The organism is Lysinibacillus sp. BS3, assembly GCF_039614735.1.
Lineage (GTDB): Bacteria > Bacillota > Bacilli > Bacillales_A > Planococcaceae > Lysinibacillus > Lysinibacillus capsici.
This window is the reverse complement of sequence record NZ_CP154860.1, coordinates 1,461,645-1,486,827: the sequence shown is the minus strand read 5'-3', so window position 1 is coordinate 1,486,827 and position 25,183 is coordinate 1,461,645. Positions and strand designations below refer to the sequence as shown.

Sequence of the window (25,183 nt, the reverse complement as noted above, 5' to 3'; positions counted from 1 at the left end):
CTCTTTTTTAATCAAATAAGGAATGAAACATTAGCTTAAACAATAAAACAGCCAATGACTTAATTTTTGGTCATTGGCTGAATGGTTATGCACGATTTAACTTTCGTAATGGCAAGCGCCACTTCATCATATAGGAAAGAATACGTAAAGCTGTAATCACTGCGAATAAAATATAAAGGAATATGTCCCCTGTAAAAACCTCGAATCCGATTAGCAGTCCAGCAAGAGCTGCCCAAACACCATAAACTTCATCACGGAGAACTAATGGTTTTCTTCTAGCTAATAAATCTCGTACAATACCACCACCTGAACCTGTCAAAACAGCAGCTACAATGACTGCGCTCACTGGCATATCAAGCTTGACAGCATAGAGTGCGCCTTGAATAGCGAATGCTGATAAGCCAATCGCATCTGTGAAGTTACCCCAACGATGCCAATGTTGAATCAGATGATGCGGAAAAATAAAGAATATCGTAATCGCAGCAAGCGCTATTTGAAACATCATATCCTGTCCCCAAAGCGTTGTGACAGGTAGTCCAATGAGTAAATTTCGAATAGCTCCTCCACCAAAAGCAGTCACAATACCAAGTATATATACACCGAATAAATCGTATTCTTCTTCCATGGCAATAATTGCCCCAGAAATAGCAAAGGCAATTGTTCCTATAATACTAAAAACCTCCCAAGCCATCCCTTTCACCCCTTCTATCAATAAATAAACTTTATTAAAAGTTAAAAGACTTTTTACGTAACAGAATCTATGAATTTAATAGCCAAAATCGGTCATTAAATACGCTTCTTGAAATAAGTCCGCACATTAGCTTAGCGTAAAATCCCCTTAGAAACAATAGGCAAGTTTTACAGGTGCACATACAAATTGATAAAATGTGATTAAAATAAAGAAAAACATTCGTCAAAAGCGTTCATATACCAGTAGTTGGTTAGGGAATTCTAGAGTGATTGAAGTCAATTTAGATAGTCAATAAATCTTCCTGATTGAAATGCGAGACATTGTGAAATGGAGAAGAAAGAATGACGTTTACATCAAATTTATCAACAGAAACGCTGTCATTAGCGGCAAAAGTAGAGGAGCAAGTTCGGCCTTATCATGCCAAGGTAGAAGAAATGGCGTTCTACAATCAGCAGAAGGTGCTAGCAGCTTTCAGAAAGCATCAAGTAAGTGATTATCATTTACATCCATCAAACGGCTATGGCTATGATGATGAGGGACGGGATAATCTAGAGCGTGTTTATGCGGAAGTATTTGGTGCAGAGGCAGCCATAGTCCGACCACAAATTATTTCAGGGACACATGCAATCACGCTTAGTCTATTCGGTGTTTTGCGTCCTGGTGATGAGCTGCTTTATATTTCTGGTCAGCCATATGATACATTGCAATCCATTGTCGATGGTGGTGATAAAGATACAGGTTCACTGAAAGATTATAAAATCGGTTATCGACATGTGGATTTACTAGATAATCAGGTCATTGATTGGGCAGGTGTAGAAGCGGCCATTACAGCACAAACCAAAATGATTGCGATTCAGCGTTCAAAAGGCTATGCAACACGTCCATCCTTTACAATTGAAGAAATTGTAGAAATGTGTGTAAAGGTACGTAAAATAGCTCCGAAAGCTATTATATTTGTAGATAACTGCTATGGCGAGTTTGTAGAGGCGCAGGAACCTACAGAGGTCGGTGCTGACTTAATGGCAGGATCGCTCATTAAAAATCCAGGTGGAGGCTTGGCTAAAATTGGTGGCTATATTGCTGGCCGAGCAGATTTAGTGGAGAAATGTGCCTATCGTATGACATCTCCAGGTATTGGAGCCGAAGCGGGGGCCACATTAAATACACTAGGTGATTTTTATCAAGGATTTTTCCTGGCACCACATGTTGTATCGCAAGCACTAAAAGGGGCGATATTTACAGCTGCAATGCTTGAGGAAATCGGCATGAGCACTTCTCCGAGCTATCACGCGAAGCGTACAGATTTAATTCAATCAGTATCGTTCCAAACAGCTCAGCAAATGATTGACTTTTGTCGCGAAATACAAGCGAACTCACCGATAAATGCCCATTATGCTCCTGAGCCAGCCTATATGCCAGGCTATGAAGATGATGTCATTATGGCGGCTGGAACATTTATTCAGGGGTCCAGCATTGAGCTAACAGCGGATGGCCCGATACGACCGCCATATACAGCATTTATCCAGGGCGGACTAACATATGAACACGTTAAATTTGCTATTTGCAGTGCAGTTCAAGCCATTCAAAAAGCATAACAAGACAATAGATAAAGCCTAAATATGAATAGTTTTTTACAATTTTTAATCAGATTGAAAAAAATAGTGCCAACCATGTTAGATAACCTTACATGGTTGGTTGACAGTAAAAAAATTTCGTTATATGATAAGCGGGTATTGGAGGAGGACTTAAATGAGTCGTGAAATTAGACGAACTATGCCGTTATTATCGATGAGTATCGTGATGCAATTAACAGAGCTTTCGGCAAGACAAATTCGTTATTATGAAGAACACCATTTAATTGAGCCGCACCGAACAGAAGGCAATCGACGTATGTTTTCACTGAATGACGTCGATACATTGCTTGAGGTTAAAGACTACTTAGAACAGGGTATGAATATGGCGAAGATTAAAAAAATATTTGCTAAAAAGAAAAATCCTGTTGCAACAACTGATGAGCAAGATTTAAGTGATTCAGAATTACGTCAAATTATGCGCGAAGAAATGCGTCAAGCACAGCGCATGCAAAAATCGTCCATCCGAAGAGGGGATTTATCTCGATTCTATTAATAAATAGGGTAGGGTAAACATAAAAGCTAGACAAATTATAGGAGTGTGGAAAACTGTGGGTAAATACACAAAAGAGGACATTAAACGTCTCATCGAAGAAAAAAACGTAAGCTTTATTCGTTTACAATTTACAGATATTCTTGGCACTATCAAAAATGTTGAGATTCCTGTAAGTCAATTAGACAAAGCACTTGAAAATAAAATGATGTTTGATGGCTCATCTATTGAAGGTTTCGTTCGAATCGAAGAATCTGATATGTATTTATATCCTGATCTTGATACTTTCGTAGTATTCCCTTGGACTTCTGAAAAAGGGAAAGTAGCACGTTTTATCTGTGATGTTTACACTGCGAAAGGCGAACCGTTTGCTGGTGACCCACGTAACAACCTAAAACGTATTCTTAAAAAAATGGAAGAAATGGGCTTCTCAAGCTTCAATTTAGGGCCTGAGCCAGAATTCTTCTTATTCAAATTAGATGCAAAAGGCGAACCAACATTAGAAGTAAATGACCATGGTGGTTATTTCGATTTAGCGCCAACAGATCTTGGTGAAAATTGCCGTCGTGATATCGTGTTAGAGCTAGAAGAAATGGGCTTTGAAATTGAAGCATCACACCATGAGGTAGCTCCAGGACAACACGAAATCGACTTTAAATATGCGGATGCTGTTACTGCGTGTGATAACATCCAAACATTCAAATTAGTTGTTAAAACAATCGCTCGTAAACATGGCTTACATGCTACATTTATGCCAAAACCATTATTTGGTGAAGCAGGCTCTGGTATGCACTTTAACGTGTCACTATTTAAAGGCAAAGAAAATGCGTTCTATGATGAATCTACAGAATTAGGTCTTTCTGAAACAGCTATGCAATTCATGGCGGGTGTTCTTGCACACGTACAAGGTTTCACAGCTGTAACAAACCCAACAGTTAACTCTTATAAACGTCTAGTACCAGGTTATGAAGCACCATGTTATGTAGCATGGTCTGCACAAAACCGTTCACCATTAATTCGTATTCCATCTGCACGTGGCCTTTCAACTCGTGTTGAAGTACGCTCTGTAGACCCTTCTGCAAACCCATATTTAGCGATGGCTGTTATTTTAGAAGCAGGTCTTGAAGGTATTCGTCAAAGCCTAACACCACCTGCTGCAATTAACCGCAACATCTATGTGATGTCGGAAGAAGAGCGTCAAGCAAATGGTATTGAAAACCTACCTGCAGCACTTGATGATGCACTAACATTACTTGCTAAAGATCAAGTAGCACAGGAAGCATTAGGTGAGCATATTTATGCAAACTTTAAAGAAGCAAAAGAAATCGAGTTCGATATGTACCGTACAACTGTTCATCAGTGGGAACGCGATCAATATTTAAAAATGTATTAATCATAAAGATACCGAGTGCCTGATAAAGGGTACTCGGTTTTTTTCTGAGCATATTAGGAACGATGGGGTCATCTGACAACCCCATCGTTATTTTATCATTAGCGCATATGTTTATGATGGTGTGGCATATGGCAAGGGTTAGGTGGCATACCACACATAGTATGTGTTTCACAGCATTCATTCACGACAGATTCTGTGCATGGGAAATAGTACTGATGATCAATCATATGTTTGTTCACTGTTGTAACATGTGCAGGTTGTACGTGTGGAACAACCGTATGGATATAATTTGTGCGTACATATTGCTCTGGTGGTAAAAATTGTGGTGGATCATATTGCATTGGCATCATTTGTGGCGGACAGCAGTGTGGACCTTTTGCCGGATGGCGTCTTCGTTGAAACATGTTATTACCTCCTGTTTTGATAAGTTGTAGTTCATTATTAAGATATGAGATATACGTCGATAGGGTCTATTTATTTGCCTATTAATGCATAGGTAAATCTAACAAGTAACTAAAATAGTAGAAAATCTATAATCAATTTGCCTACGTCTTTGAGTGAAATGAAAGCATGACATATTGTTGAAAAAGATGATGGAACGGAAAACGCCTCGATCATGCTGCAAAACTTCTTTCACTCTAACAGTAGTGAACAAAATAGCACATATTTTCGAAGTGAAGATAATGAGTCTAACAACCATCCACTTGCTTGTTTTTCAACACGATGAATAGGTTTTTCAAATAACGTTCTTCCTAGCGTCATAATGTAAAATAAATTTTTATTAAAAAAGTATGTTTTTTGAAAAAATAGTTATTGTCAATAAAAGAATCGTACAGTATACTCTTTAATTGATAATGATTATCGTTGTCGATTATTTCTTAGGAGGAAATGTATGCCAAAATTATCACTGCAAAAAAAGAACTTTTTTGTACTTTTCACACTACTATTAACCTTCGCGTTATTATTAGTTGGGTGTGGGGAGAAGACATCGAACTCCAGTAGTTCACAAGAGAACGACAAAGCAGAAGAAAGTAACACTGAATCAGAATCTTCTAGTCGTGAGATTACACATGCAATGGGTACTACAACGATTGAAGGCACACCTACAAAAATCGTTACTCTATATCAAGGCGCAACAGATGTTGCAGTAGCTATGGGCATTAAGCCAGTTGGGGTAGTAGAATCTTGGGCTGAAGCGCCTGTTTATAATTATATGAAGAATGAGCTTGATGGCGTTGCAATTGTGGGACAAGAAACACAACCAAACCTTGAAGAAATTGCAAAGCTTAAACCAGATTTAATTATTGCTTCTAAAGTACGTCATGAAGAAATTTATGATCAGTTATCGCAGATTGCACCAACAGTTGCTCATGAAACGGTTTTCGATTTCAAAGGAACAGCTGAAATGATGGGTCAAGCAATGAATCAAGAAGATACGGTGAATGAATTACTTGGCGATTGGGATACACGAGTAGCTGATTTCCAAACAAAAATCAAAGAGAAGCTTGGCGATAAATGGCCATTCCATGTTTCTGTTGTCAACTTCAGAGCAGACCATGCTCGTATTTATGTGACAGGTTATGCGGGTTCTATTTTATCTGAGCTTGGATTCCAAGGTCCTAAAAATTTAACAGATGATTCTTTAGAAATTGTGAAGCTAACTGACAAGGAAAGTATTACACAAATGAATGCTGATGTTATTTATATGTTTATGGAAAATGATGAGACCGTGAAAAAAACTTATGAAGATTGGACAAACCATCCACTTTGGAAAGAGCTTGACGCAGTGAAAGCGAATCAAGTTTATCAGGTAGATGAAATCAATTGGAATCTAGCAGGTGGTATTACTAGTGCTAATTTAATGCTAGATGATATTTATGACAAGTTTGAATTAGAAAAATAGTGAATGAAGGATGGGCTGTTAAAAGTGTTAGAGAATACTTGAATAACAGCCCTCTCATTGTAGTGTTTGAGCAAAATTGAAACCTACATAAGATAAATTGTGGATCAAGAAAGTTGGCATAACATGAGAATTATTCTTTCCAGTACACCGATGAAACAAATAGGTTTATTCATCAGCTGTTTGATTCTTTTGCTGGCATTTATAATCAGCATAGCTATTGGTCAAACGTCCATACCTTTTTCGTCAATCTATGATGCTATTTTTCATTTTGATGCTGCTAATAAGGAGCATGTCATTATTCGAACATCTAGATTTACAAGAGCTGTGATCGCTACAGTAGTTGGCGCAAGCCTTGCCATTGCGGGCGCATTAATGCGAGCATTAACAAGAAATCCTTTAGCAGCTCCTGATATTTTAGGTATTAATGCAGGGGCTATATTTTTTATTGTCAGTGCCATTACTCTTTTTTCCGTTCAATCTTTAATGAGCTATATGTGGATTGCCTTTTTAGGGGCAGGTGCAGCGGGGGCGATGGTTTTTTTCCTAGGCTCATTAGGAAGGGATGGGTTAACACCGATAAAAATAGTATTAGCTGGTGCAGCGATTACAGCTCTATTTGTCTCGTTTACGCAGGGGCTTTTAGTCATCGATGAACAAGGTTTACAAAGTGTCCTGTTTTGGTTAGCAGGTTCTGTATCGGGGCGTAGTATTGAAATGCTCGTGCCTGTCCTACCGTTTATTTTAGGAGTGACAGTGGTGGCAATATTTATGGGGCGTTCAATCAATATTTTACAATCAGGAGATGATATTGCCAAAGGATTAGGACAACGAACAATGTTCACGAAAATCACGCTAGGCATAATTATTATCATACTTGCAGGCAGTTCAGTAGCTGTTGCAGGTTCAATAGGTTTTATTGGCTTGATTGTCCCTCATATAGCGATCCATCTTGTTGGCACGGATTATCGTTGGATTATTCCCTACAGTGCCGTGTTGGGAGCAATATTGCTATTGTTGGCTGATATTGCGGCAAGATATGTGATTATGCCATTGGAAATGCCGATTGGTGTTATGACTGCCTTAATCGGAGCTCCTTTCTTCATTTATATTGCTCGAAAGGGGTTAGCAAAAAATGCCTAATTATGTGACAGTTCGAACGAAATCTAATCGTATATCTTTTCAAATTGCTAAAAGAACGGGTTGGATACTATTACTATTAAGCTTATTATTAGTCATCATAACGATTCTTGGTTTATCAGCGGGTAGCGAGTTTATCCATCCAGTAACAGTGGTGAAAGAATTGTTGGGCTATGGGAATGGAGAGTATGATTTTGTCTTACATACATTAAGGCTCCCGCGTGTCTTAATGGCCTTATTAGTTGGTGCTGCGCTGGGAGTTGCCGGTTTAATTTTACAAGGAATTATCCGTAATCCTCTTGCTGCCCCAGATATTATTGGTGTAACGAGCGGAGCATCGATGGGTGCAATTATTTTTATCGTGTACTTTATGGGGTCAGTCAGCATTCAATTTTTACCGTTAGCTGCTATAGTAGGTGCTGGTATTGTCTCCTTCATCATTTATCTACTGTCATGGAGAAAAGGAGTCACACCAATTCGAATGGTGCTAATTGGAATTGGTATCTCAGCCTTAGCAAAGGCGGTTGTGACGATGCTGCTGGTGATCAGTAATGTAGCCGCTACAACGAAGGCCTATTTATGGCTGACGGGTAGTTTGTATGGGGCTAATATGCAGGATGTCTATTTGCTATTACCATGGCTAGTCATTTTAGTGCCACTAACATTTATTTTAGCAAGAACGGTGAATGTGAAGGAATTAGGCGATGAAATAGCGATAGGGCTAGGCGTAAAAGTACAAGTGTATCGTGTACTTTTTCTACTCATTAGTGTAATGCTAGCTGGTTCTGCAGTAGCTTTTGCTGGTGGCATTGCCTTTGTTGGATTAGTGGCTCCTCATATGAGCAGAATGCTTGTTGGGCGTTCCTTTGCAGGATTAATTCCTGTGACAGCTATTATAGGTGGAATCATTGTCATTCTGGCTGATATGGTGGCACGCACAGCCTTTTTACCAAAGGACTTACCTACAGGCGTATTTACTGCTGCAATTGGCGCACCATTCTTTATTTATTTATTATTTAGAACGCGCAATCAATAAAGCTTCATGATAAAAAAGTTAAAAGCTGTAGAAGAAGGTGACAGGATTTTGAATAATGTTTTAGAAGCACAAAATTTACATGTAAGCTATGGAGAAAATCTTATTTTAGAGGATTTGAATCTTCAAATACCAAAAGGAAAAATTACAGTACTAGTTGGGGCCAACGGTTGTGGAAAATCTACACTACTTCGGACATTTGCACGATTACAAAAAGCGAAGTCGGGTGAAATTTTTTTAGATGAGAATAAACTAGATGCCATTTCAACGAAAGAGGTAGCGAAACGTTTAGCTATTCTGCCGCAGGGCCCTGTTGCACCAGAAGGATTAACTGTTCAGCAATTGATTAAGCAAGGTCGTTATCCACACCAAAGTTGGTTAAAGCAATGGTCTACGGAGGATGAAAAAATTGTAAACAATGCGCTTGCAGTAACGCAGATGACTGAATTTGCCGATCGTCCAGTAGATGCATTATCAGGTGGTCAGCGGCAACGTGTATGGATTGCTATGACATTAGCGCAAAAAACAGATCTTATTTTACTAGATGAACCTACAACTTATTTAGATATGGCACACCAAGTAGAAATTTTAGATTTACTATTTGATTTAAATGACAAGGAAGGGCGTACCGTCGTTATGGTATTACACGATTTAAACTTAGCCTGTCGCTATGCCCATCATATTGTGGCGGTACGTAATAAACAGGTTTATGCCCAAGGCAAGCCAGAGGAAGTGGTGACAGCAGAGATGGTCCAGGCTGTTTTTCGTATGGATTGTACCATTATTAAAGATCCGCTCTTTGGTACACCTTTATGTGTGCCACATGGCAAGGGGCGAACAGTTCAAACAGTGGAATTAGAGGAGGTAGGGATCTGTTGAGCCTATCACTGTCAGCTGAAGAAACATCCGTGTTACTAAGAGAGTATCGATTGTCGATAGAGCCTGCAGTAGATGCTACATACTCTTTATATGCCAAAAATTTATTGGACAATGAACAAGCTCTAGATTATTTGCAAAAAATTGCCCATTTCTTTCAATCGCCTTCTATCCTAGTTACGGCATCGTTGTTTGCGAAGCGCTATAGCGTCTTAACGATAGCTTCAGCCTTCTATGCTATGTCCAGATACGATAAAGGACTACATTGCAGAATTGAAAATATGTGGGTAGAAGCGGAATATTCAAAACCTTGGCTTCCTACTATTCGGCTAATCGATCGCACAGTGTCAATACCTACTGAAGACCGTGAAAAATGGCGTGATGAGGTTCTTAGAGAAATCTTTGCGAATAATTTAGCGAAGGTTTGGCAGTCATTAGCGAAAATAAGTAAAATTCCAAAAACAATCTTATGGGAAAACACAGCTATTTATGTGAATTGGCTCTATGAAACGAAAATAGGGGAAGGAGCCAGTGAGCAAGAAAAGGCTCGTATACAAGAGGATTATCACTATATTGTAAACCTAGCACCAGGCTCCATTTTTGGAGAGAGAAAAAATCCTTTGACGGACTATTGTGGTCCTAAAGTGACAATTATGGAATCGGAGCAACCTGTACGCTTGAGAAAAACATGTTGTTTCTATTATCATACCTCTGATGAAGCAAATGATTATTGTATCTCCTGTCCAAAAATAAAAAGATAATCATAACAACAAAATCTCTAAACCACCAAAAGTGAGTAAACACTTATAGCATTTCATAGGTGTTTATTCACTTTTATTTTTGCCATCAATACCTGCCATTAAATAAGGAATTGCAGGTTTGATAAATTCTTCGGGCTGTATCTCCTGATTGCTAGTTCTCCATTCTATAGAAGCGCCATAGATTCCCCAGCTTAATATTACAGCAGTCATTTTTAACGCTTCGTTCTCTGTCGCTGCATTTTGTTTCAATAACATTTTGTAAAAGATAATTTCAAGCTGCTCTCTAATAATGCGAGCAATTGTCTCTTCATAGCCTCTATGACAACGATTAGACAATGACTTTTGAAAATTAGTTATCGCTTTAAAGAGAATAATGAAAGCTCCTTCATTAAGTTCGTTATGTTGTAGAAAGTCATCATTCAAATTAATTAATAATACTTCTGATAGGACCTTCTCTAACAAATCATATATATCTTCAAAGTGATAATAAAAAGTCGCACGATTAATCATAGCCTCTGTCGTAATATCCTTAACCGTTATATCCTTGAACTCTTTTTTACTAGAAAGTGTAATGAAAGAATCCATGATTAATTTACGAGTCCGTATAACACGAAGATCTGTCTTAGATGAGGTCATTACTTACACTCCTTTTTAAACAATTTCTTCAAAGTGTTGTATAAACAACAATTCAAATAGATTATTGGTTTATTGATGATTTTATTATGAATAAAATACAACTGTAAGGCAAATAAGAGAGTTATATATTTATATTTAATGAAAGTAAGAAAAGGGGATAGTCAATTGAAGAATCATCCAATGGTTTGTGATTTAGAGACAGGTGTATGTGGAGTAGCTGGCGAGGAGGAATTAGGGATAATTGATTTTAATCAACCAAAGAAATCCATTGAAGTATACTATGTAACTGATCCAATATGTTCTCATTGTTGGGCACTCGAACCCGTTCTTCGACGTTTTATCGAGCAGTACGGACACTATTTTAACTTTCATACGATTATGGGAGGATTACTAGAAAAATGGGGTGATGGTCCAGTAGACCCTGCTAATGGAATATCTGGACCTGCCGACGTTGTAGGACACTGGAGAGAAGTTGGAGAATATTATCGCATGCCAATAGATGGAACAGTGATGATGAACAATCCAGTGCAATCATCCTATCCACCATCTCGTGTTTTTAAAGTGATTCAAAAAAATCAGCATGATGCTATAGCATTTGAATATTTGCGCAGAGCAAGAGAAGCGCTATTCGTATTTAATCAAAATATTGCAGATACATCCGTTATGATTGAAATTGTAAATAGACTGGGGCTTGATGGAGCGGCTATTGTAAACGAATCAGAACAAACAAGCGGGCAACAGTTATTAAATGAAGATTTTGACCTTGCAAGAAATCTGGGCGTAAGAGGATTTCCAACTATTATTATAATGAATGAAGATAATAAAGGGTTGAAAATTGTTGGTGGGTGTCCATTTGTAAACTATGTGGAAGGACTCAAACAGGTTCTCAATTTTGAAGAGCTGCAACCAAAACAACTGCCATCTCTTTTAAGCTTGCTTGGAAAAGAAAAGCTTCTATTTTCGAAAGAAATTGAAGTTATGTATGATTTGGAAAAGTCAGAGGTTATATCTTATGTGAAAAAAGAGCTTTCATCAGATCAATATGAAATGAAGGAAATACTTGGTGAATGTTATATTACTACTAAATAATGAGGAGAATGGCAATGACATACGTATTACAGGTAGATTTTAAATTGGATGGACCATTTGGTGATGTGATGGCAGAAGCGTTTTCTGACTTAGCAAAAAGTATTTATGAAGAGGAAGGACTTTTGTGGAAAATTTGGACAGAGAGCCCTGAAACAAACGAAGCGGGCGGCATCTATCTATTTGAATCAAAACGCACAGCTGAACAATATATAGCAATGCATTCAAAAAGGCTAGCTGAATTTGGAATCACTACTATTAACGCAAAAATCTTTGCTATCAATTCAAAACTGACTGAAGTTACGAAAGGTCCAATAAAACAATTAAAAAATCATTGATGCATCATAGAATTACTAGCTAATTCAAAGGAGTCTAATTTCTAATTAAGAAGTTAGGCTTTTATTTTATGAATGTATAAATATTCTGAATATTGTGAGGTTGAACCAATTGCGTTGTAGCGTTTACAATAGTTTTATATCACGTTTATGTTATAAAAACATGAATAATTTGAGTGTTTTTCTGTTTAATGCTCAATACTTCAAAGCTTTTAAAATCGTTCTATAGCAGAAGGAGGGATGAGATATTGAATGAAAACAACATATTTTTGCTTATATAGTAGTTCAACAATTGATAAATAAATGTTTCTTATAAACACTATTTTAATTGTTGTTATGCAAAATACATAAATTATTGAGATTAAAAGAGATGAGGTTTTATAAAAAAATGAAAAAGTATTCTGTTGCTACATATTTTTACTTCATTATTCCGTCTTTAATTGGTGTCTTTCTATTTATGACCCCCATTTTAACGGAAGAGGGCTGGAAAGTACCCATTGCCATATTAGCCAATGTTTTAGCGGGGATTGTGGCCCCGATCATTAGCTATTTTACAATTGGAATGTTTGCCATCTCTGCAATTGGTGCACTTATAGCGAAATTTATCCCTCGTAAAAATGCTAAAGAACCTAGTATGTTGGATACATTGTTTTATGTTAATTGGTTTTGGACAATTACTCGTATTATCGGTTTAGCCTTTGCTTCAATGGTGGTCTTCAATTTTGGACCTTCTGCCATCAATAATGAAAATACGGGTGGACTTCTCATGGATCCAAATGAGGGACTTGTGACGTTTTTATTTACCATTTTTTTGTTTGCGGGTTTCCTTTTACCATTTTTAACAAACTTCGGTTTACTTGAATTTTTCGGGACAATGATGGTGAAAATTATGCGGCCACTGTTTAAAAGTCCAGGGCGTTCTTCAATCGATGCTCTTACGTCATGGGTAGGTGATGGCACAATAGGTGTGTTAATGACCAGTAAACAATATGAGATGGGGAACTACACAAAAAAAGAAGCTGCGATTATTGCCACAAGTTTCTCAGTAGTGTCCATCACATTCTGTATCGTTGTATTGGATACTGTACATTTGGCACGCTATTTTATTCCTTATTATTTGACAGTAGTACTTTGTGGAATTGTATTAGCCATTATTATGCCTCGAATCTATCCACTTGCGAAAAAGGAGGATACATATATAGATGGGACACCAGTGGATTATTCACGTGAGAAATTACCAGAGGGCTATAATTCTGTTTCACATGGTTTAGAAAATGCACTTGCTGTTGCACATGCAAATCGTGATCCTCGACAATTTTTCAAAGATGGCTCTAGAAATGTAATTGATTTATGGGTAGGTGTGGCCCCTATCGTTATGGCTTTTGGGACAATTGCCTTAATGCTTGCTGAATTTACAAGTATTTTTGCGATTTTAGGAAAACCGTTTGAACCAATTTTAACCGTCCTTGGCTTGCCTGAAGCGGCTGAAGCAGCGCAAACAATGGTCGTAGGCTTTGCCGATATGTTTCTACCCTCTATTTTAGGTGCAGGGATTGAATCGGAAGTTACTAGATTTGTTATTGCTGTTGTTTCTGTGTCACAGCTGATCTATATGTCTGAGGTAGGTGGACTTATTTTAGGTACAAAAATTCCATTGAAGTTTTTGGATTTAGTCGTCTTATTTATACTACGTACGCTTATTTCTCTTCCAATTGCAGCATTGGTTGGTCATCTACTCTTCTAACTAAAATGCCAAGTCTTAAATGGACTTGGCATTTTTCATAAATAGATTGTGATCGATTTTCTTTAGACGTCTCCATAACGTAAGCATGTAGATAAAGAGTACAAAAATGATAAGATAGGCACTTAACATGGAGCCTTCCGTATTTCCCATAATGTTGAAGAAATTATTCAGTCCATGGAAAATAATTGTTACGATAATTGATTGACCTTCCAATACAAGTAAAGCTAGAACAAGGCCAACTAAAAGAGCATAGATGATTTGAAGAATCGTATCTTCTACAGATTGGCCACCTAGTAATTGTAACGCATGTGTGACGCCAAACAATATACTAGAAATCCAGACAGCAGAAAAAGCCCCTTTTGCTAATAGCATGCGTAGCATAATGCCTCTAAATACAGACTCCTCAATAAACGCTACTATGAAAGTTTGCATGATAAACATGACAATTAAATCACTAATAGATGTCATATTCAATCCTTTTGTGCTTACTAAGATGATGCCTAAAATAAGAAGAAGTGGTAAGGTGATGAAGAAATGATTCTTTTTAATAGGATAAAAGAAATATACTCTCCATTTCTTTTTCGCCGCTATATACATGAAGAGCCCTAATGCAAATGGGATTAACAGCGCAAACTGTAGAAAAGGGCTTAAAGGTTGTTTGATAGAAACAAAGGCACCATTTAAAACATAGAAAAATATGAGTAGAGACTCTAAACCAATTATTTTTATCAACATTTTTGGGTTCATGTTATTATCTTCCTCCTATTCTATTTATACAGGATTTACAGAAACCTTTCGCATACTAGCTGAAATAACTAGATAGAGGAAAATACTAAAAACAAACATGCTCCCTAAAATCGCTAATATAGATGAATTGGCTAACAGTTTATACAACGGAGAATACCATTCAAAGATCACCATTAATATAGGTATTAATGCAAGGAAACCAATTAAGCTATAGCCTCCTAGTATGCCTAAACGATAAAAAACAACGTTAAGGAGAAGGCCAGAACTTAGACAAAATAAAAGCAAGACCGTATCCAATACTACTGTTTGGAAAAATGAATGGGTAATATCAAAAAATAAGATAGGGTGGATGATAATAATATCTTTGATATTGAATAGGGTAGAAACATAAGAAATGATTTGATGAGCACACGCAATAATCAAGGCACCGACCAGACTCCAGCTGATAAAAAATAGCCCGACATACAACATATATTGCTGACGACTTAATCCTAGCTTTAAAAAATAGGGTAAGGTTTTATTGAGAAGTTTTGTTGCCATCATACTGTAAAAAATATAAACAGGAATTGAAATAGTCATAGCAAATGATACATATTGACCAAAAAATGCATCTAAGAAAAATGACAAAAGCACGATAGAAAATAAAATGCTCCAAAAAATAATATTTTGCTTCTTATAGCTTTGAAATAAGATATAAAAACTGCCTTTCATCGTGTTCATCGCCCCAGCCTCACTTTCTGTTTACTTAAATAGACGAGCATATCTTGAAGAGAGACAGATTCAAGCGTAATGTTCTGATCTTCAATGGATTGACCATTTGCGAAGACAATAGCTGTCATCTCTTGCATAAATGTATGTTGATAGATTACTTGTAAATCCCCAATTGCTCTCTCAACATCTGAGGCATTGCCTTTTACAGCCACAATATGCTCTCGCCATTCATCAGTGGTCTTTTGGAGCAAAAGTTCGCCCTCATGTAGAATGAAAATTTCCTCAAATAGCTCGCTTGCCTCATCGATTAAATGTGTAGATAGAATAAATAATCGCGGATTTTCTGTTTGCTGCTCAATTAACAAATCATAAAACATATTACGCGCTGCTACATCTAAACCGATATAAGGTTCATCAAATATAGTTATAGCTGTACAACTCGCAAAGCCTGTAATAATTCCAAGTGCAGAGACCATCCCTTTTGAAAGATTACGCACTTTATCTTTTGGATTCAGGGCAAATACTTGTAGCAGTTCTTGAGCTAGCTCTTCATCCCATTTTGGATAAAAGAAGTGATTGGCCTTTAATGTTTGGGCAATGGTCATTTCTTCTTGAAAGTTGCCACTTTCAGCGACAAAGCAAATATCACGTAATGTGGAAGGGGCATTGAAGACATTTTCTCCGTTAACTAAAATTTCTCCGCTTGTTGTAGAGATGAGGCCTGATAATAAATTTAAAAAAGTTGTTTTACCAGCTCCGTTGTGACCTAAAAGGCCAATAATCTTTGGTCCCTCCATGGTGAAGGAGATATTTTTCAAAGCTGCTTTATGTTTATAGGATTTCGTGACATTGCTCACATTAATTTTCATTCATGATCCCCCTAGTATCAATTTTTGTAACTCTTCATCTGAAATGCCTAGACGACTTGCTTCCTTTTTCAATGGTTCAATATGTTGCTGGAAAAAGCTTTCTTTACGCTCAGTAATTAAAATATTTTTGGCGTCTGCATGTACAAACATACCGACACCTCTCTTTTTATAAATGACGCCCTTATCCACTAATTCATTCACGCCTTTCCCAGCAGTTGCAGGATTAATCTGGTATTCTTTTGCAAACTCATTTGTAGATGGAATGCGATCTTCAGGCTGTAGCTGTCCATCTAGAATGGCATCTTCTATTCTTTCACGTATTTGTTGGAAAATGGGCTTTTCGTTATTTAAAGAATGAATCACAATCCACCTCACTTGTTAGTTGGTTAATTACTTGTGTAACTAACCATATAGCTTATGGTATCCATTGTCAATGATTTGGTAAAAAAATGTACAAAAATTTTTACATGAAAAAAACCTTCTCATTCTTGAGAGGGCTCTAAGTAAACTAAATATATGAACATGTTATTCATGAAAAAAATTCCTTCACTTTCTATATTTGAAAATAGCTTGCATCACAAAATATTATCAAAAAATCCTAGTAACTTGGCAAGAGTTCCATTTTTGCATATGTGTCACATAACCACTATGCATATACTGTGGCAAGAGGGGGGGAGGTGAGCTTTTATGAGAATTAATTGGAAGGTTCGTCTTCAACATATTCCATTTTTACTAGGGCTATTTTCATTGTTGCTCTTACTCGCACAACAAGTGGCTGCAATTTTTGGCTATGATTTTACGGGTGTGATGAGTGAGCAAATATCATCTATTTTAAATACAGTCTTATCCATTTTTGTGTTAATGGGGGTCATTGTCGATCCAACCACACGTGGCACTAGTGATAGTGAACGTGCCTTAATGTATCGGAGACCGAGATAAAATGAACAAAAAGTGTAATTTTACAATAAGGATAAATATGTTATAATGTTAGAAAATTGATAAAGTGGGGAGGATGATTGAATGTCCCTTGAATTGGAGCGCAGAATTGCGAAGCTCGAGGAGGAAATGGCAGATTTACGTCAGGAGTTGTCAATATTAAAAGGTTCGCAAAGCACTGAAAAAAATAATACTCTTGATGCCAGACAGTCGATGATCAAGCAATCAGAACCAATTAAACCAAAACCAGTACTGGAGTCGAAGCCTATCCCGACTAAAGTAGCGGAAAAAGAAGTGCAACCACAGCCATCGATGGAGGAACGTGTTATGTGGGCACTTCCAAAAGTATTCATGGTTATTTTAGTAATGGGCGTACTTTGGGGTCTAAAACTTGTCAGTGACTATGGCTATTTATCGGATGGCGTGAAAATCATCCTTGCCTATGTACTATCGTTGGGATTGGCGGTTATTGCCTATGTACTAGAGCGTAGGAAAGTAGGCTCATCGGCTATAACGATTTCTTTATATGGTGGGGCATTTATTGTCGGTATTTTAACAACTGCAGCAAGTGCCATATTATATGAAATCATTGGTCTTATTCCAGCACTAGGCATTACGCTGCTTTATATTGGCTATGGTATTGCCATTAGCTATTTGAAGAAAAATGAAGCACTAACTGTTTTTGTTGCCTTTACATCATTATTACTACCTTACTTACTAGAATATATGGATTTTAGTGCTGTCATTATCTTATTATTTGTGGTCGTATTGTTTGCTGCATTGCAATTAGTTATTTACCAGCACAAGCAAAAACTAGCCCTTTATATTGCCACATTCTTTTCAGTGCTAGCAGTGAGTGTTGTAGCATTTATGAATAGTGATCAACAAGTAGTTTTTGCACTTGGCTTACTTGTAATTCTAGCAATCTTTTATGCAATATGGTGTTTACTGTATAACGCACAATCCAAATGGAAGCCACTTCACATTGGACTCCAATTTTCTTTAGGCTCATTTAGTTTATTACTGCTGAATTTAATCATTCGTTCTCTTGAAAATGGAGAAATGCTACTCCTCATTTTAATGGCTTTATTTGGCGCTGTAGCGTTTTATAGCTATCGTCAAAAATGGCAGGAGGTACTGGATAGTGCTGTGACACTTGTGTTTATCACCTTCTGTAATATGATACTTCTATTGAATATTCCGAATAAAGTGGATGATTTATTGTATCCTTTGATTGCATTTGCAGGCGTGATGATGAGCTTACGAATACGTGCAAGTATGATGAAGGTCGTTACTTCACTTTCCCTTGTGATGACATTTACACTAAACTTTGTTTTCCATGAACCAAATCCATTTTTCAGCATCGATCATCTAAGCTTATTTATGCCAATCATCTATTTCATCATTATTTATTTATATGCAAGACGTCCAAAAGAGACACTCTCACCTTTTGAAAAGGTCATGAAGGATTTGTATGTAATCGATATTTTAGCAGTGGTCACAGCTGGCTATTTCTTAGCCTATATTAGCAAGCTAGATGCCGTATACTTTACAGCCACAAATGGCATTCCATATATGGTGTGTATCGTACTAGCTGTCTTATTTACTGGTTCTTTATTTGTAGAGGAAACTTACAAAGGACGTGCATTAACACCAGTACTTGGTGCATTTTTCCTACTAGTCTCCTTGATGATCAGCACTAGAGTGTCAATGTTGGAAAGCTTAAACACTATCACTAGATTAATTTATTTAGCAGTGATTGTAGCGATTGTCGCTGATGTGCTTGTAAAAGGAATTATTTATCGATTGTACGAGGACCGTCTGGGGAAATATGTGGACGCCATTGTAAGTACGGGGATTGTGCTCACGATGATTTCGATATGGGGACTGATCCATCAGTTTACATTTAACAACGCACTTGATTGGAAGCTAAGTATCGCTCTTACAACTATTACATTATTCTTAACTGCTAGTGTATCACTATGGATTAGTTCCACACATCATTTAAAAACATTGCGCACAACAGGCTTTATTATTTTAGTTATCGCATTTATTAAGCTAATTTTCTTTGACTTATCTGCCCTTGATTTACTGATTAGAGCTGTTCTATTTATTACCATTGGTGGTATTGGAATGCTATTGTCGGGTAGGTTGTTGAGGAAAAAGGAGTAAATCTGAAAGCACATAGGCAATAAATTTTTATTGCCCGTGTGCTAATTTATATTTCTAGTATAATATCTTCAGTGATATCTACCTTAGGAGGGGATGGAGGAATGTTTGGTTGATTGTTGTTGTCGCTACCGTCATTTCCATTTGAAGCATTACTTTCACTGAAGGTGATGGAAGCACCACCATCTACAAGAATTGTATCAGCAACAATTGCTCCTTTAATATGTGCACCTGCTACTACTTTCACATCAGCATTTGGTGCGATAATATGTTGTCCTGCTGAATTAAAGCCGCCATTAAATGTAATATTATTTCCTCCTGAATAAATATTCCCCTTTACACCTACGCCACCTGAAAATGTTAAATCTGCTTCCTTTGCATAAAGAGAGCCGTGGAGCTGAGTTTCATTTGAAAGTGTTAACGGTTTAGAGCCACTATATAAAAAGTTAATTTGACTAACATCACCGCCGTTGTTAAAGGAGCCTTTAATGTAGAGCGAGTCTTTTACATAAATATTTAGCTTTCCTGTACCAATGATTTTAATATGTCCCTGTAAAATATTTAGATCTTCAATATAAAGATCTTTATCCGTATCACCAACATTGATGGTAATGGTATTATTTTGACCGACTTTAAATTCTTTAAAATGCGTATCGCCACTTAAATTAAGTGTGTAATCCGATGCCATCCAGTTATCTGCTTGGAAATTTCCGTTATAAATAATATTGGTTTTATTTGATGAACTTTTTATAAGTTCCTCATTTGGAGGATAATTTAGTTGAGCTAAATCATTCATTCGATCTTCTGGAAAAGATGCAAGTGCATTGCCAGCTGGAAATTCTTGAGCCTGAGTTACTTGATCTTTGAATTTATTAAGGTATTCGGGAACATCAAGGTTGTCAGGAGAAACACCTATGTTACCTGTAATCTCTGTGCCACCTGTTAATTTAACCTTTCCACCAGCACTTGCTACATTACCAATAATTTTACCACCGCCATTTAGTATAATATCGCCTTTTGTTTGAACGGTATATTCATGTGGAACAAAATGACCACCACCTGATCCTTCAGTGGGAGCATCATCGTCATCTGAAGGATTGTTACTACTGTCTGGGTAGTCTAATTTCATTGTTACAATTTGCTGTAAGGTTCTTTTTATGGATGTATCCTCAAATTCACCTGTTGACTCAATTCTATAACGAAGGTCATCTGCATCTTCTAGAGTGATAGATACACTTACTTTGGGTTTAAGCCCAAATTGATCATCAAATGTAGGTATTAGAAATGGTATATAGTTTACTTTTGCTTCGTCTCTAACTCTACTTTCTATATCTTGGATTGCTGGGTCCTCTGACTTTATTAATATGGTTTCTTCTACATTATTAACATTTACAGGATAGCCCAAGTTTTCTAATTCGATTTTTAAAAGACCTTTAAAATCTTGAGGATTAGGAACTTGCTTTTTCTTATAAGCAATTTTTTGTTTTTGATACTCTGTAGTCGCTAAACTTTCAGCAATTTCAAAATTTTTACGTGTATGCTCACGCCCATAATTTAATCCAGCCTCTGCAATATAGTAAACTGATTGATCGTCTCGTTCATGAGCAGAGGTTTTTAAAGTATTACTGGAAACTTTTAGAATACTTAAACCTAATACCGATATTAAAATAATGGTAAAAAAAACAAGTAGAAAAGTATAGCCATTTTCATTTTTCAATACGAATATTTTAATTTTCCTCATAAAACTTCCCACCTTGTTTAACTAGTTTTCTTCCTTATCAGGCATTTTGATACCACGTGAAGTTAATTCTGCATTTATTTCTTTATCAGATGTATTTACAATTTTTATGGTTAGAACAACAGGAGTATCTTTTTTAGCCTCTAGTTTAAATTCTTTAATATTATTTGCAATAATCTCCCCATTTCGGGTAATTGTATTATTCAAAAGGGTGTATGTTTGTTGTCCATCTCTAGTAGTGAATGTATCAGTAGCATCATCAAATTGCGTTGCTTTCCTAAAATCCTTGGTAACTAATTTTAGGGCGTAAGAGGTATCCTGTAAATTTTTATTTTTTTTAGCTTGTTTTTGGTGTGTTGATGTACTGGAACTTAATATACTAAATAGAAGAACGGAGATAATGCTGACAATAACTACGACGGCTAATACTTCAGCTAAAGTAAAGCCCTGTTGCTGTTTTATTTGCATTTTTATTAGCCCCCTAATTTATATCTATTTTCTATTTTACTTTTTTCTTTTCCACTTTCTAATACTTTTATAATAATAGGAGTTAATCCTAAATCGTCAGGTTTTTTCAGTGTTAAATAGATGAGTATAGTGTTGTCTTGCTTTAACCAAGTATCCTCATTAGTAGCTACATAAGGAATTGTACTTTGCTTATTTAACTCGTCAATTAAAGCTTCACGTGTAAGTGCAGTTCGATATTTATAAATACTTTCCATCTCTTTTTGCGCAATATATGTAGCATTTACAATATCATCTGAGGTTGCTGTGGTTTTGCTAGTTTGTAAAAACATCCCCATAAAACTTAAAAGGATAACAGAGATTAATACGATTGAGGCAATAACTTCAATTAATGTTAGGCCACAATCTTGATTTATAAGACTAGTCTTTTTCATGATTTCCTCCTAAATTAGCCATAATTTATAATTTTTTAACTTAGATTTATTCAGCAAGCTCAATCAAATTTTTTTATTTAAATGTTTCTTTTCATTCTCTTGCTCTTGATTTATTAAAGTAAACTTATTATTTAAAACTAGATAAAAATGACTATCAAGGATATTATAACAAATTCCAAACTTGCATCTAATAATATTTAGATTTATCGGTAGTTCTTTTTAACTAAGTATTGAAGAATTTTTGAATTTCTGTGTAATCGTTAAAAGAAATGACGGAACAAAGTTGCATTTTGGTAGTGTCAGAATACCATAGTTGTAGTATCATTTGTATATAAATAGAAAAACCACTAAGTAAAATAAAGGATGATGTGGATGAAAACATACATAAAAATAATTAGCTTGTTTTTGGTAATTGTTCTAATTGTGGGATTTTTTATTCCATCATTTGTGCTAAATGACACAGTTTTTGCTAAAGAAGGTCCCGAATCTTCCACCATTGGAGGTATTGAGATCAATGATGTAAAAACATCAGATTTAGCCACAACTTTACAAAATGCAATCTCAGAATGGCAAGGTGGGGAAATGGAAGTTGTTAGTGAGGGCATTTCCAAAACCATTGACCCAAAACAATTTGTTTTTGATACATCTTCAGCTATTGCTCAGTACGGAACGCTGACAAAAAAGCCTTGGTATGCATTTTGGCAAAAAGAGAAAATTGTTCATATTCCCATTCCTGTTACCGTTAATGAAGTAATTACACAGCAAATAGATGAAGCAGGTATTTGGGATACAGATAAAACACTTCAGAAATTAATCTTACAGGCCAGCTATTTGAAGGAGCATAAGGTTGAAGCCGTTATCAATGAAGATTCCATGCAAACCGAGGAAAGGATTGCCTTTCAGATTGCCGAGCTACCAGCAAATAGTCAAGGGGTAGCGAAAATCATTCCGTTATTAAATGATGTTAATCTTGTTCCAAATCAATCAATCTCGTTGCTTACACTTTTAGGTGAACAGGCTGGGGTTGTCAATGATGCAGGTTTAGATTTTGTCGCGTCTATCCTATATAGTGTCATTCTTCAAACAGATTACGAAATTCTTGAAAGACATTCTCAGGAAATCAATCCAAGCTATTTACAGCAGGGAATTGAAGCGGATATCAATGCAGCATTAGTAAAAGACTTACAATTTATTAATCGTTCCGAACAGCTTGGTAAAATGAAAGCATCTATGGAAGGTAATCAATTAAAGATAGAAGTTTTTGCAGCAGCGAAAGACAAGGACATTACAGTTCGCGTCAGCAAGGATAAAATCGTGAAGCCACGAATTATTTATCGCTATTCGGAGGATTTAAAAGCTGGACAAGAACGAGTGGAGCAAGAGGGTAAGGAGGGTTCAAGAGTGGAAGTGTATCGTTCCATTGTAGAGAACGGAGCAACAGAAGAACAATTCATTAGTAGAGATTATTATGCACCTCAAAATCGAATTGTTACGCGTTCATCGCAGGAGCCTGTTACGATCACAACACCTACTCAAAACGTTGGGGCAGGAACATCAGATCCTGATTTAGAAGTGGATTTAGATGGCAATGGCTTGCCTGACGTGAAACCTTCAACACCAGAGGAAACAAAGCAAGAAGATGGACCAGAAATTGTCTATGGCTACTATGACAAGGGTGGTAATTTTGTACAAACAAGTCCATAACGATTGGAGGTATGTTTATGGCAATGAAGCCAGGGCGTAAACGTTTAGGGGATTTACTGGTTGAATCAGGTGTTATCACAGCTGACCAGCTAGAGTACGCATTAACTACTAAGATGAAAAATGAGAAGCTTGGAGATTTCCTTATTAAAGAAAACTTCCTAACAGAGCAGCAGCTTATTGAGGTCTTAGAATTCCAGCTGGGTATTCCTCATATCAGCTTGAATCAATTTTCAATTAGTCCCGAATTATTACAGCTAATTCCTGCGGAGCTTGCGAAGCGTACAAATATTATGCCGATTCGCAAAGAAAAAAATAAACTGTTTATTGCAATGGAAGACCCGATGGATTATTTCGCCATTGAGGAAGTTCGTATGACGACGGGCTGTCAAATCGAGACAAGTATTGCAGCAAAAGATGATTTATATCGGACGATAACAAAATACTATGATTTGCAGGAATCAATGGATGCGGCCATGTTGGATTTGGCTGCGACTAGTACAGAAACACAAGAAGAAATCGAGAATGAGGATTCGCCTATTGTTCGTTTAGTGAATCAAATAATTGCCAATGGTGTCGCACAGCGCGCAAGTGATATCCATTTTGATCCACAAGAGACAGAGCTACGTGTCCGCTATCGAGTAGATGGTGTGCTTCGTACTGAACGATCTTTGCCCAAGCATATGCAAAATGTCATATTGGCTCGTATTAAAATTATGGGTAATTTAAATATTACAGAAAATCGTATCCCACAGGATGGACGTATTAAAACCAATGTTAATTTTAGACCTGTCGATATACGTTTAGCCACATTACCAACAGTCTATGGTGAAAAGGTTGTTATGCGTATTTTAGATTTAACCAATTCAGCCAATGATATTGATAAATTAGGCTTTAGTGCAAGTAACGAAGCACTTTTCAGGAAAATGATAGCCCATCCAAACGGTATCATGTTAATTACTGGTCCAACAGGCTCAGGGAAGTCCTCTACGTTATATGCGGCACTTTCTCATTTAAATGAAGAAGGCGTCAATATTATTACGGTTGAGGACCCAGTGGAATATCAATTAGATGGTATCAACCAAATCCAAGTAAAAGAGGAAGTCGGTTTAACATTTGCGGTAGGTTTACGATCAATTTTACGACAGGACCCTGACATTGTGATGGTAGGGGAAATTCGTGACCTTGAAACAGCGCAAATTGCTATTCGTGCTTCACTTACAGGTCATCTAGTGTTAAGTACGCTGCACACTAATAGTGCCGTAGAATCTATTTCAAGACTGCATGATATGGGTATCGAGCCATTTCTACTATCCTCTTCCCTCGTAGGAATCATGGCGCAACGTCTTGTGCGTAAAGTTTGTCGTGATTGTGCTGAACCATATGTATTTACTTCTCGTGAACTTGAAATACTTGAGGAAAATGGGGTGGAGGGCGTAACACATGGTAAAAAAGGGCGTGGGTGTCCTGCCTGCAACCATACAGGCTATCGGGGACGTATGGCGATTCATGAAATCCTCCCTGTTGATCGTCAAATGAAGGATATGATTTTAAATCGTGTTGGTGATAGCGTACTACGTGATTATATGAAAGAGAAAGGTTTCCATACCCTATTAGTGGATGGATTATTAAAGGTTGCAGCTGGTCAGACAACCACATCAGAAATATTACGTGTTGCAAGTGCAGACTAGGGG

The 25,183-nt window shown here is 36.8% G+C and carries 25 protein-coding genes; 15 read left to right on the top strand and 10 right to left on the bottom strand.

What is annotated here, in order from left to right:
• Positions 1 to 85: 85 nt before the first annotated feature.
• The gene (locus AAJG31_RS07755) at positions 86 to 691 is read right to left on the bottom strand and encodes a trimeric intracellular cation channel family protein (protein WP_004225816.1); all 606 of its coding nucleotides are present in this window, start codon (positions 689 to 691) and stop codon (positions 86 to 88) included.
• A gap of 341 nt (positions 692 to 1,032) precedes the next feature.
• On the opposite strand from AAJG31_RS07755, the gene AAJG31_RS07750 reads away from it, so the two are divergent.
• The 3 genes from AAJG31_RS07750 (at position 1,033) to glnA (ending at position 4,208) form a co-directional block, all read left to right on the top strand.
• On the top strand, positions 1,033 to 2,286 hold the full coding sequence (locus AAJG31_RS07750; protein WP_279494277.1) for a methionine gamma-lyase family protein: 1,254 nt from the start codon (positions 1,033 to 1,035) through the stop codon (positions 2,284 to 2,286).
• A 154-nt stretch (positions 2,287 to 2,440) separates the two neighbouring features.
• Positions 2,441 to 2,818, top strand: a complete 378-nt coding sequence (locus AAJG31_RS07745; protein ID WP_004225812.1) for a MerR family transcriptional regulator — start codon at positions 2,441 to 2,443, stop codon at positions 2,816 to 2,818.
• Positions 2,819 to 2,873: 55 nt separating this feature from the next.
• Entirely contained in the window at positions 2,874 to 4,208 is a 1,335-nt protein-coding gene (gene glnA, locus AAJG31_RS07740; RefSeq protein WP_004225810.1) for a type I glutamate--ammonia ligase, read from the top strand.
• Between the two features lie 98 nt (positions 4,209 to 4,306).
• Here glnA and AAJG31_RS07735 read toward each other — a convergent pair whose 3' ends face one another.
• Positions 4,307 to 4,612 carry a CotD family spore coat protein gene (locus AAJG31_RS07735; RefSeq protein ID WP_016991980.1) on the bottom strand — a complete coding sequence of 102 codons (306 nt, stop codon included), beginning with the start codon at positions 4,610 to 4,612 and terminating at the stop codon, positions 4,307 to 4,309.
• Between the two features lie 488 nt (positions 4,613 to 5,100).
• On the opposite strand from AAJG31_RS07735, the gene AAJG31_RS07730 reads away from it, so the two are divergent.
• From AAJG31_RS07730 to AAJG31_RS07710, 5 genes are all read left to right on the top strand, one after another.
• Complete coding sequence (locus AAJG31_RS07730; protein WP_279494281.1) at positions 5,101 to 6,111, top strand: iron-siderophore ABC transporter substrate-binding protein; 1,011 nt, start codon at positions 5,101 to 5,103, stop codon at positions 6,109 to 6,111.
• A gap of 123 nt (positions 6,112 to 6,234) precedes the next feature.
• The gene (locus tag AAJG31_RS07725) at positions 6,235 to 7,251 is read left to right on the top strand and encodes an iron ABC transporter permease (protein WP_279494282.1); all 1,017 of its coding nucleotides are present in this window, start codon (positions 6,235 to 6,237) and stop codon (positions 7,249 to 7,251) included.
• A complete protein-coding gene (locus AAJG31_RS07720; RefSeq protein WP_279494283.1) occupies positions 7,244 to 8,284 on the top strand; it encodes an iron ABC transporter permease in 1,041 nt (346 codons plus the stop codon). Before AAJG31_RS07725 ends, AAJG31_RS07720 begins: the two co-directional genes overlap by 8 nt.
• A 6-nt stretch (positions 8,285 to 8,290) precedes the next feature.
• Complete coding sequence (locus AAJG31_RS07715) at positions 8,291 to 9,160, top strand: ABC transporter ATP-binding protein (protein WP_279494285.1); 870 nt, start codon at positions 8,291 to 8,293, stop codon at positions 9,158 to 9,160.
• Entirely contained in the window at positions 9,157 to 9,918 is a 762-nt protein-coding gene (locus AAJG31_RS07710) for an IucA/IucC family C-terminal-domain containing protein (protein ID WP_048391377.1), read from the top strand. Before AAJG31_RS07715 ends, AAJG31_RS07710 begins: the two co-directional genes overlap by 4 nt.
• A 63-nt stretch (positions 9,919 to 9,981) precedes the next feature.
• Here the strand turns inward: AAJG31_RS07710 and AAJG31_RS07705 are convergent, their stop codons facing one another.
• The gene (locus tag AAJG31_RS07705; RefSeq protein WP_048391376.1) at positions 9,982 to 10,554 is read right to left on the bottom strand and encodes a TetR/AcrR family transcriptional regulator; all 573 of its coding nucleotides are present in this window, start codon (positions 10,552 to 10,554) and stop codon (positions 9,982 to 9,984) included.
• A 165-nt stretch (positions 10,555 to 10,719) separates the two neighbouring features.
• Between AAJG31_RS07705 and AAJG31_RS07700 the strand changes: the two genes are divergently transcribed.
• The 3 genes from AAJG31_RS07700 to AAJG31_RS07690 all read left to right on the top strand — a co-directional run bounded on the left by AAJG31_RS07700 (position 10,720) and on the right by AAJG31_RS07690 (position 13,719).
• On the top strand, positions 10,720 to 11,643 hold the full coding sequence (locus tag AAJG31_RS07700) for a DsbA family protein (RefSeq protein ID WP_279496426.1): 924 nt from the start codon (positions 10,720 to 10,722) through the stop codon (positions 11,641 to 11,643).
• Positions 11,644 to 11,657: 14 nt separating this feature from the next.
• Positions 11,658 to 11,978: a monooxygenase gene (locus AAJG31_RS07695; RefSeq protein ID WP_054550573.1), complete on the top strand. Its 321-nt coding sequence runs from the start codon at positions 11,658 to 11,660 to the stop codon at positions 11,976 to 11,978.
• Positions 11,979 to 12,363: 385 nt separating this feature from the next.
• Positions 12,364 to 13,719 carry a YjiH family protein gene (locus AAJG31_RS07690; protein ID WP_115673529.1) on the top strand — a complete coding sequence of 452 codons (1,356 nt, stop codon included), beginning with the start codon at positions 12,364 to 12,366 and terminating at the stop codon, positions 13,717 to 13,719.
• A 15-nt stretch (positions 13,720 to 13,734) separates the two neighbouring features.
• Here the strand turns inward: AAJG31_RS07690 and AAJG31_RS07685 are convergent, their stop codons facing one another.
• The 4 genes from AAJG31_RS07685 to AAJG31_RS07670 are packed head-to-tail and all read right to left on the bottom strand — an operon-like array spanning position 13,735 to position 16,409.
• Positions 13,735 to 14,466 (bottom strand): CPBP family intramembrane glutamic endopeptidase, encoded by a 732-nt coding sequence (locus AAJG31_RS07685; protein WP_054550575.1) that lies wholly within the window; start codon positions 14,464 to 14,466, stop codon positions 13,735 to 13,737.
• A gap of 24 nt (positions 14,467 to 14,490) precedes the next feature.
• Positions 14,491 to 15,186: a hypothetical protein gene (locus AAJG31_RS07680; protein ID WP_054550576.1), complete on the bottom strand. Its 696-nt coding sequence runs from the start codon at positions 15,184 to 15,186 to the stop codon at positions 14,491 to 14,493.
• The gene (locus tag AAJG31_RS07675) at positions 15,183 to 16,046 is read right to left on the bottom strand and encodes an ABC transporter ATP-binding protein (protein ID WP_054550577.1); all 864 of its coding nucleotides are present in this window, start codon (positions 16,044 to 16,046) and stop codon (positions 15,183 to 15,185) included. The genes AAJG31_RS07680 and AAJG31_RS07675 overlap by 4 nt, the downstream gene beginning before the upstream one ends.
• Positions 16,047 to 16,409: a GntR family transcriptional regulator gene (locus AAJG31_RS07670; protein WP_054550578.1), complete on the bottom strand. Its 363-nt coding sequence runs from the start codon at positions 16,407 to 16,409 to the stop codon at positions 16,047 to 16,049.
• A 324-nt stretch (positions 16,410 to 16,733) separates the two neighbouring features.
• On the opposite strand from AAJG31_RS07670, the gene AAJG31_RS07665 reads away from it, so the two are divergent.
• Positions 16,734 to 16,985: a phage holin gene (locus AAJG31_RS07665; protein WP_048391360.1), complete on the top strand. Its 252-nt coding sequence runs from the start codon at positions 16,734 to 16,736 to the stop codon at positions 16,983 to 16,985.
• A gap of 81 nt (positions 16,986 to 17,066) precedes the next feature.
• Entirely contained in the window at positions 17,067 to 19,154 is a 2,088-nt protein-coding gene (locus tag AAJG31_RS07660) for a DUF2339 domain-containing protein (protein ID WP_279494290.1), read from the top strand.
• Between the two features lie 46 nt (positions 19,155 to 19,200).
• Here the strand turns inward: AAJG31_RS07660 and AAJG31_RS07655 are convergent, their stop codons facing one another.
• From AAJG31_RS07655 to AAJG31_RS07645, 3 genes are read right to left on the bottom strand one after another with little or no spacing between them, the layout of a single operon-like run.
• On the bottom strand, positions 19,201 to 20,892 hold the full coding sequence (locus tag AAJG31_RS07655) for a pilus assembly PilX N-terminal domain-containing protein (protein WP_279494291.1): 1,692 nt from the start codon (positions 20,890 to 20,892) through the stop codon (positions 19,201 to 19,203).
• 21 nt (positions 20,893 to 20,913) lie between these two features.
• Positions 20,914 to 21,357, bottom strand: a complete 444-nt coding sequence (locus tag AAJG31_RS07650; RefSeq protein WP_279494292.1) for a prepilin-type N-terminal cleavage/methylation domain-containing protein — start codon at positions 21,355 to 21,357, stop codon at positions 20,914 to 20,916.
• Positions 21,358 to 21,362: 5 nt separating this feature from the next.
• Entirely contained in the window at positions 21,363 to 21,788 is a 426-nt protein-coding gene (locus AAJG31_RS07645; RefSeq protein ID WP_279494293.1) for a prepilin-type N-terminal cleavage/methylation domain-containing protein, read from the bottom strand.
• Between the two features lie 372 nt (positions 21,789 to 22,160).
• Here AAJG31_RS07645 and AAJG31_RS07640 point away from each other — a divergent pair, with 372 nt between their 5' ends.
• Both AAJG31_RS07640 and AAJG31_RS07635 read left to right on the top strand, forming a co-directional pair.
• The gene (locus tag AAJG31_RS07640; RefSeq protein WP_279494295.1) at positions 22,161 to 23,492 is read left to right on the top strand and encodes a G5 domain-containing protein; all 1,332 of its coding nucleotides are present in this window, start codon (positions 22,161 to 22,163) and stop codon (positions 23,490 to 23,492) included.
• Positions 23,493 to 23,515: 23 nt separating this feature from the next.
• Positions 23,516 to 25,180: a GspE/PulE family protein gene (locus AAJG31_RS07635; protein WP_279496428.1), complete on the top strand. Its 1,665-nt coding sequence runs from the start codon at positions 23,516 to 23,518 to the stop codon at positions 25,178 to 25,180.
• Positions 25,181 to 25,183 lie beyond the last annotated feature (3 nt).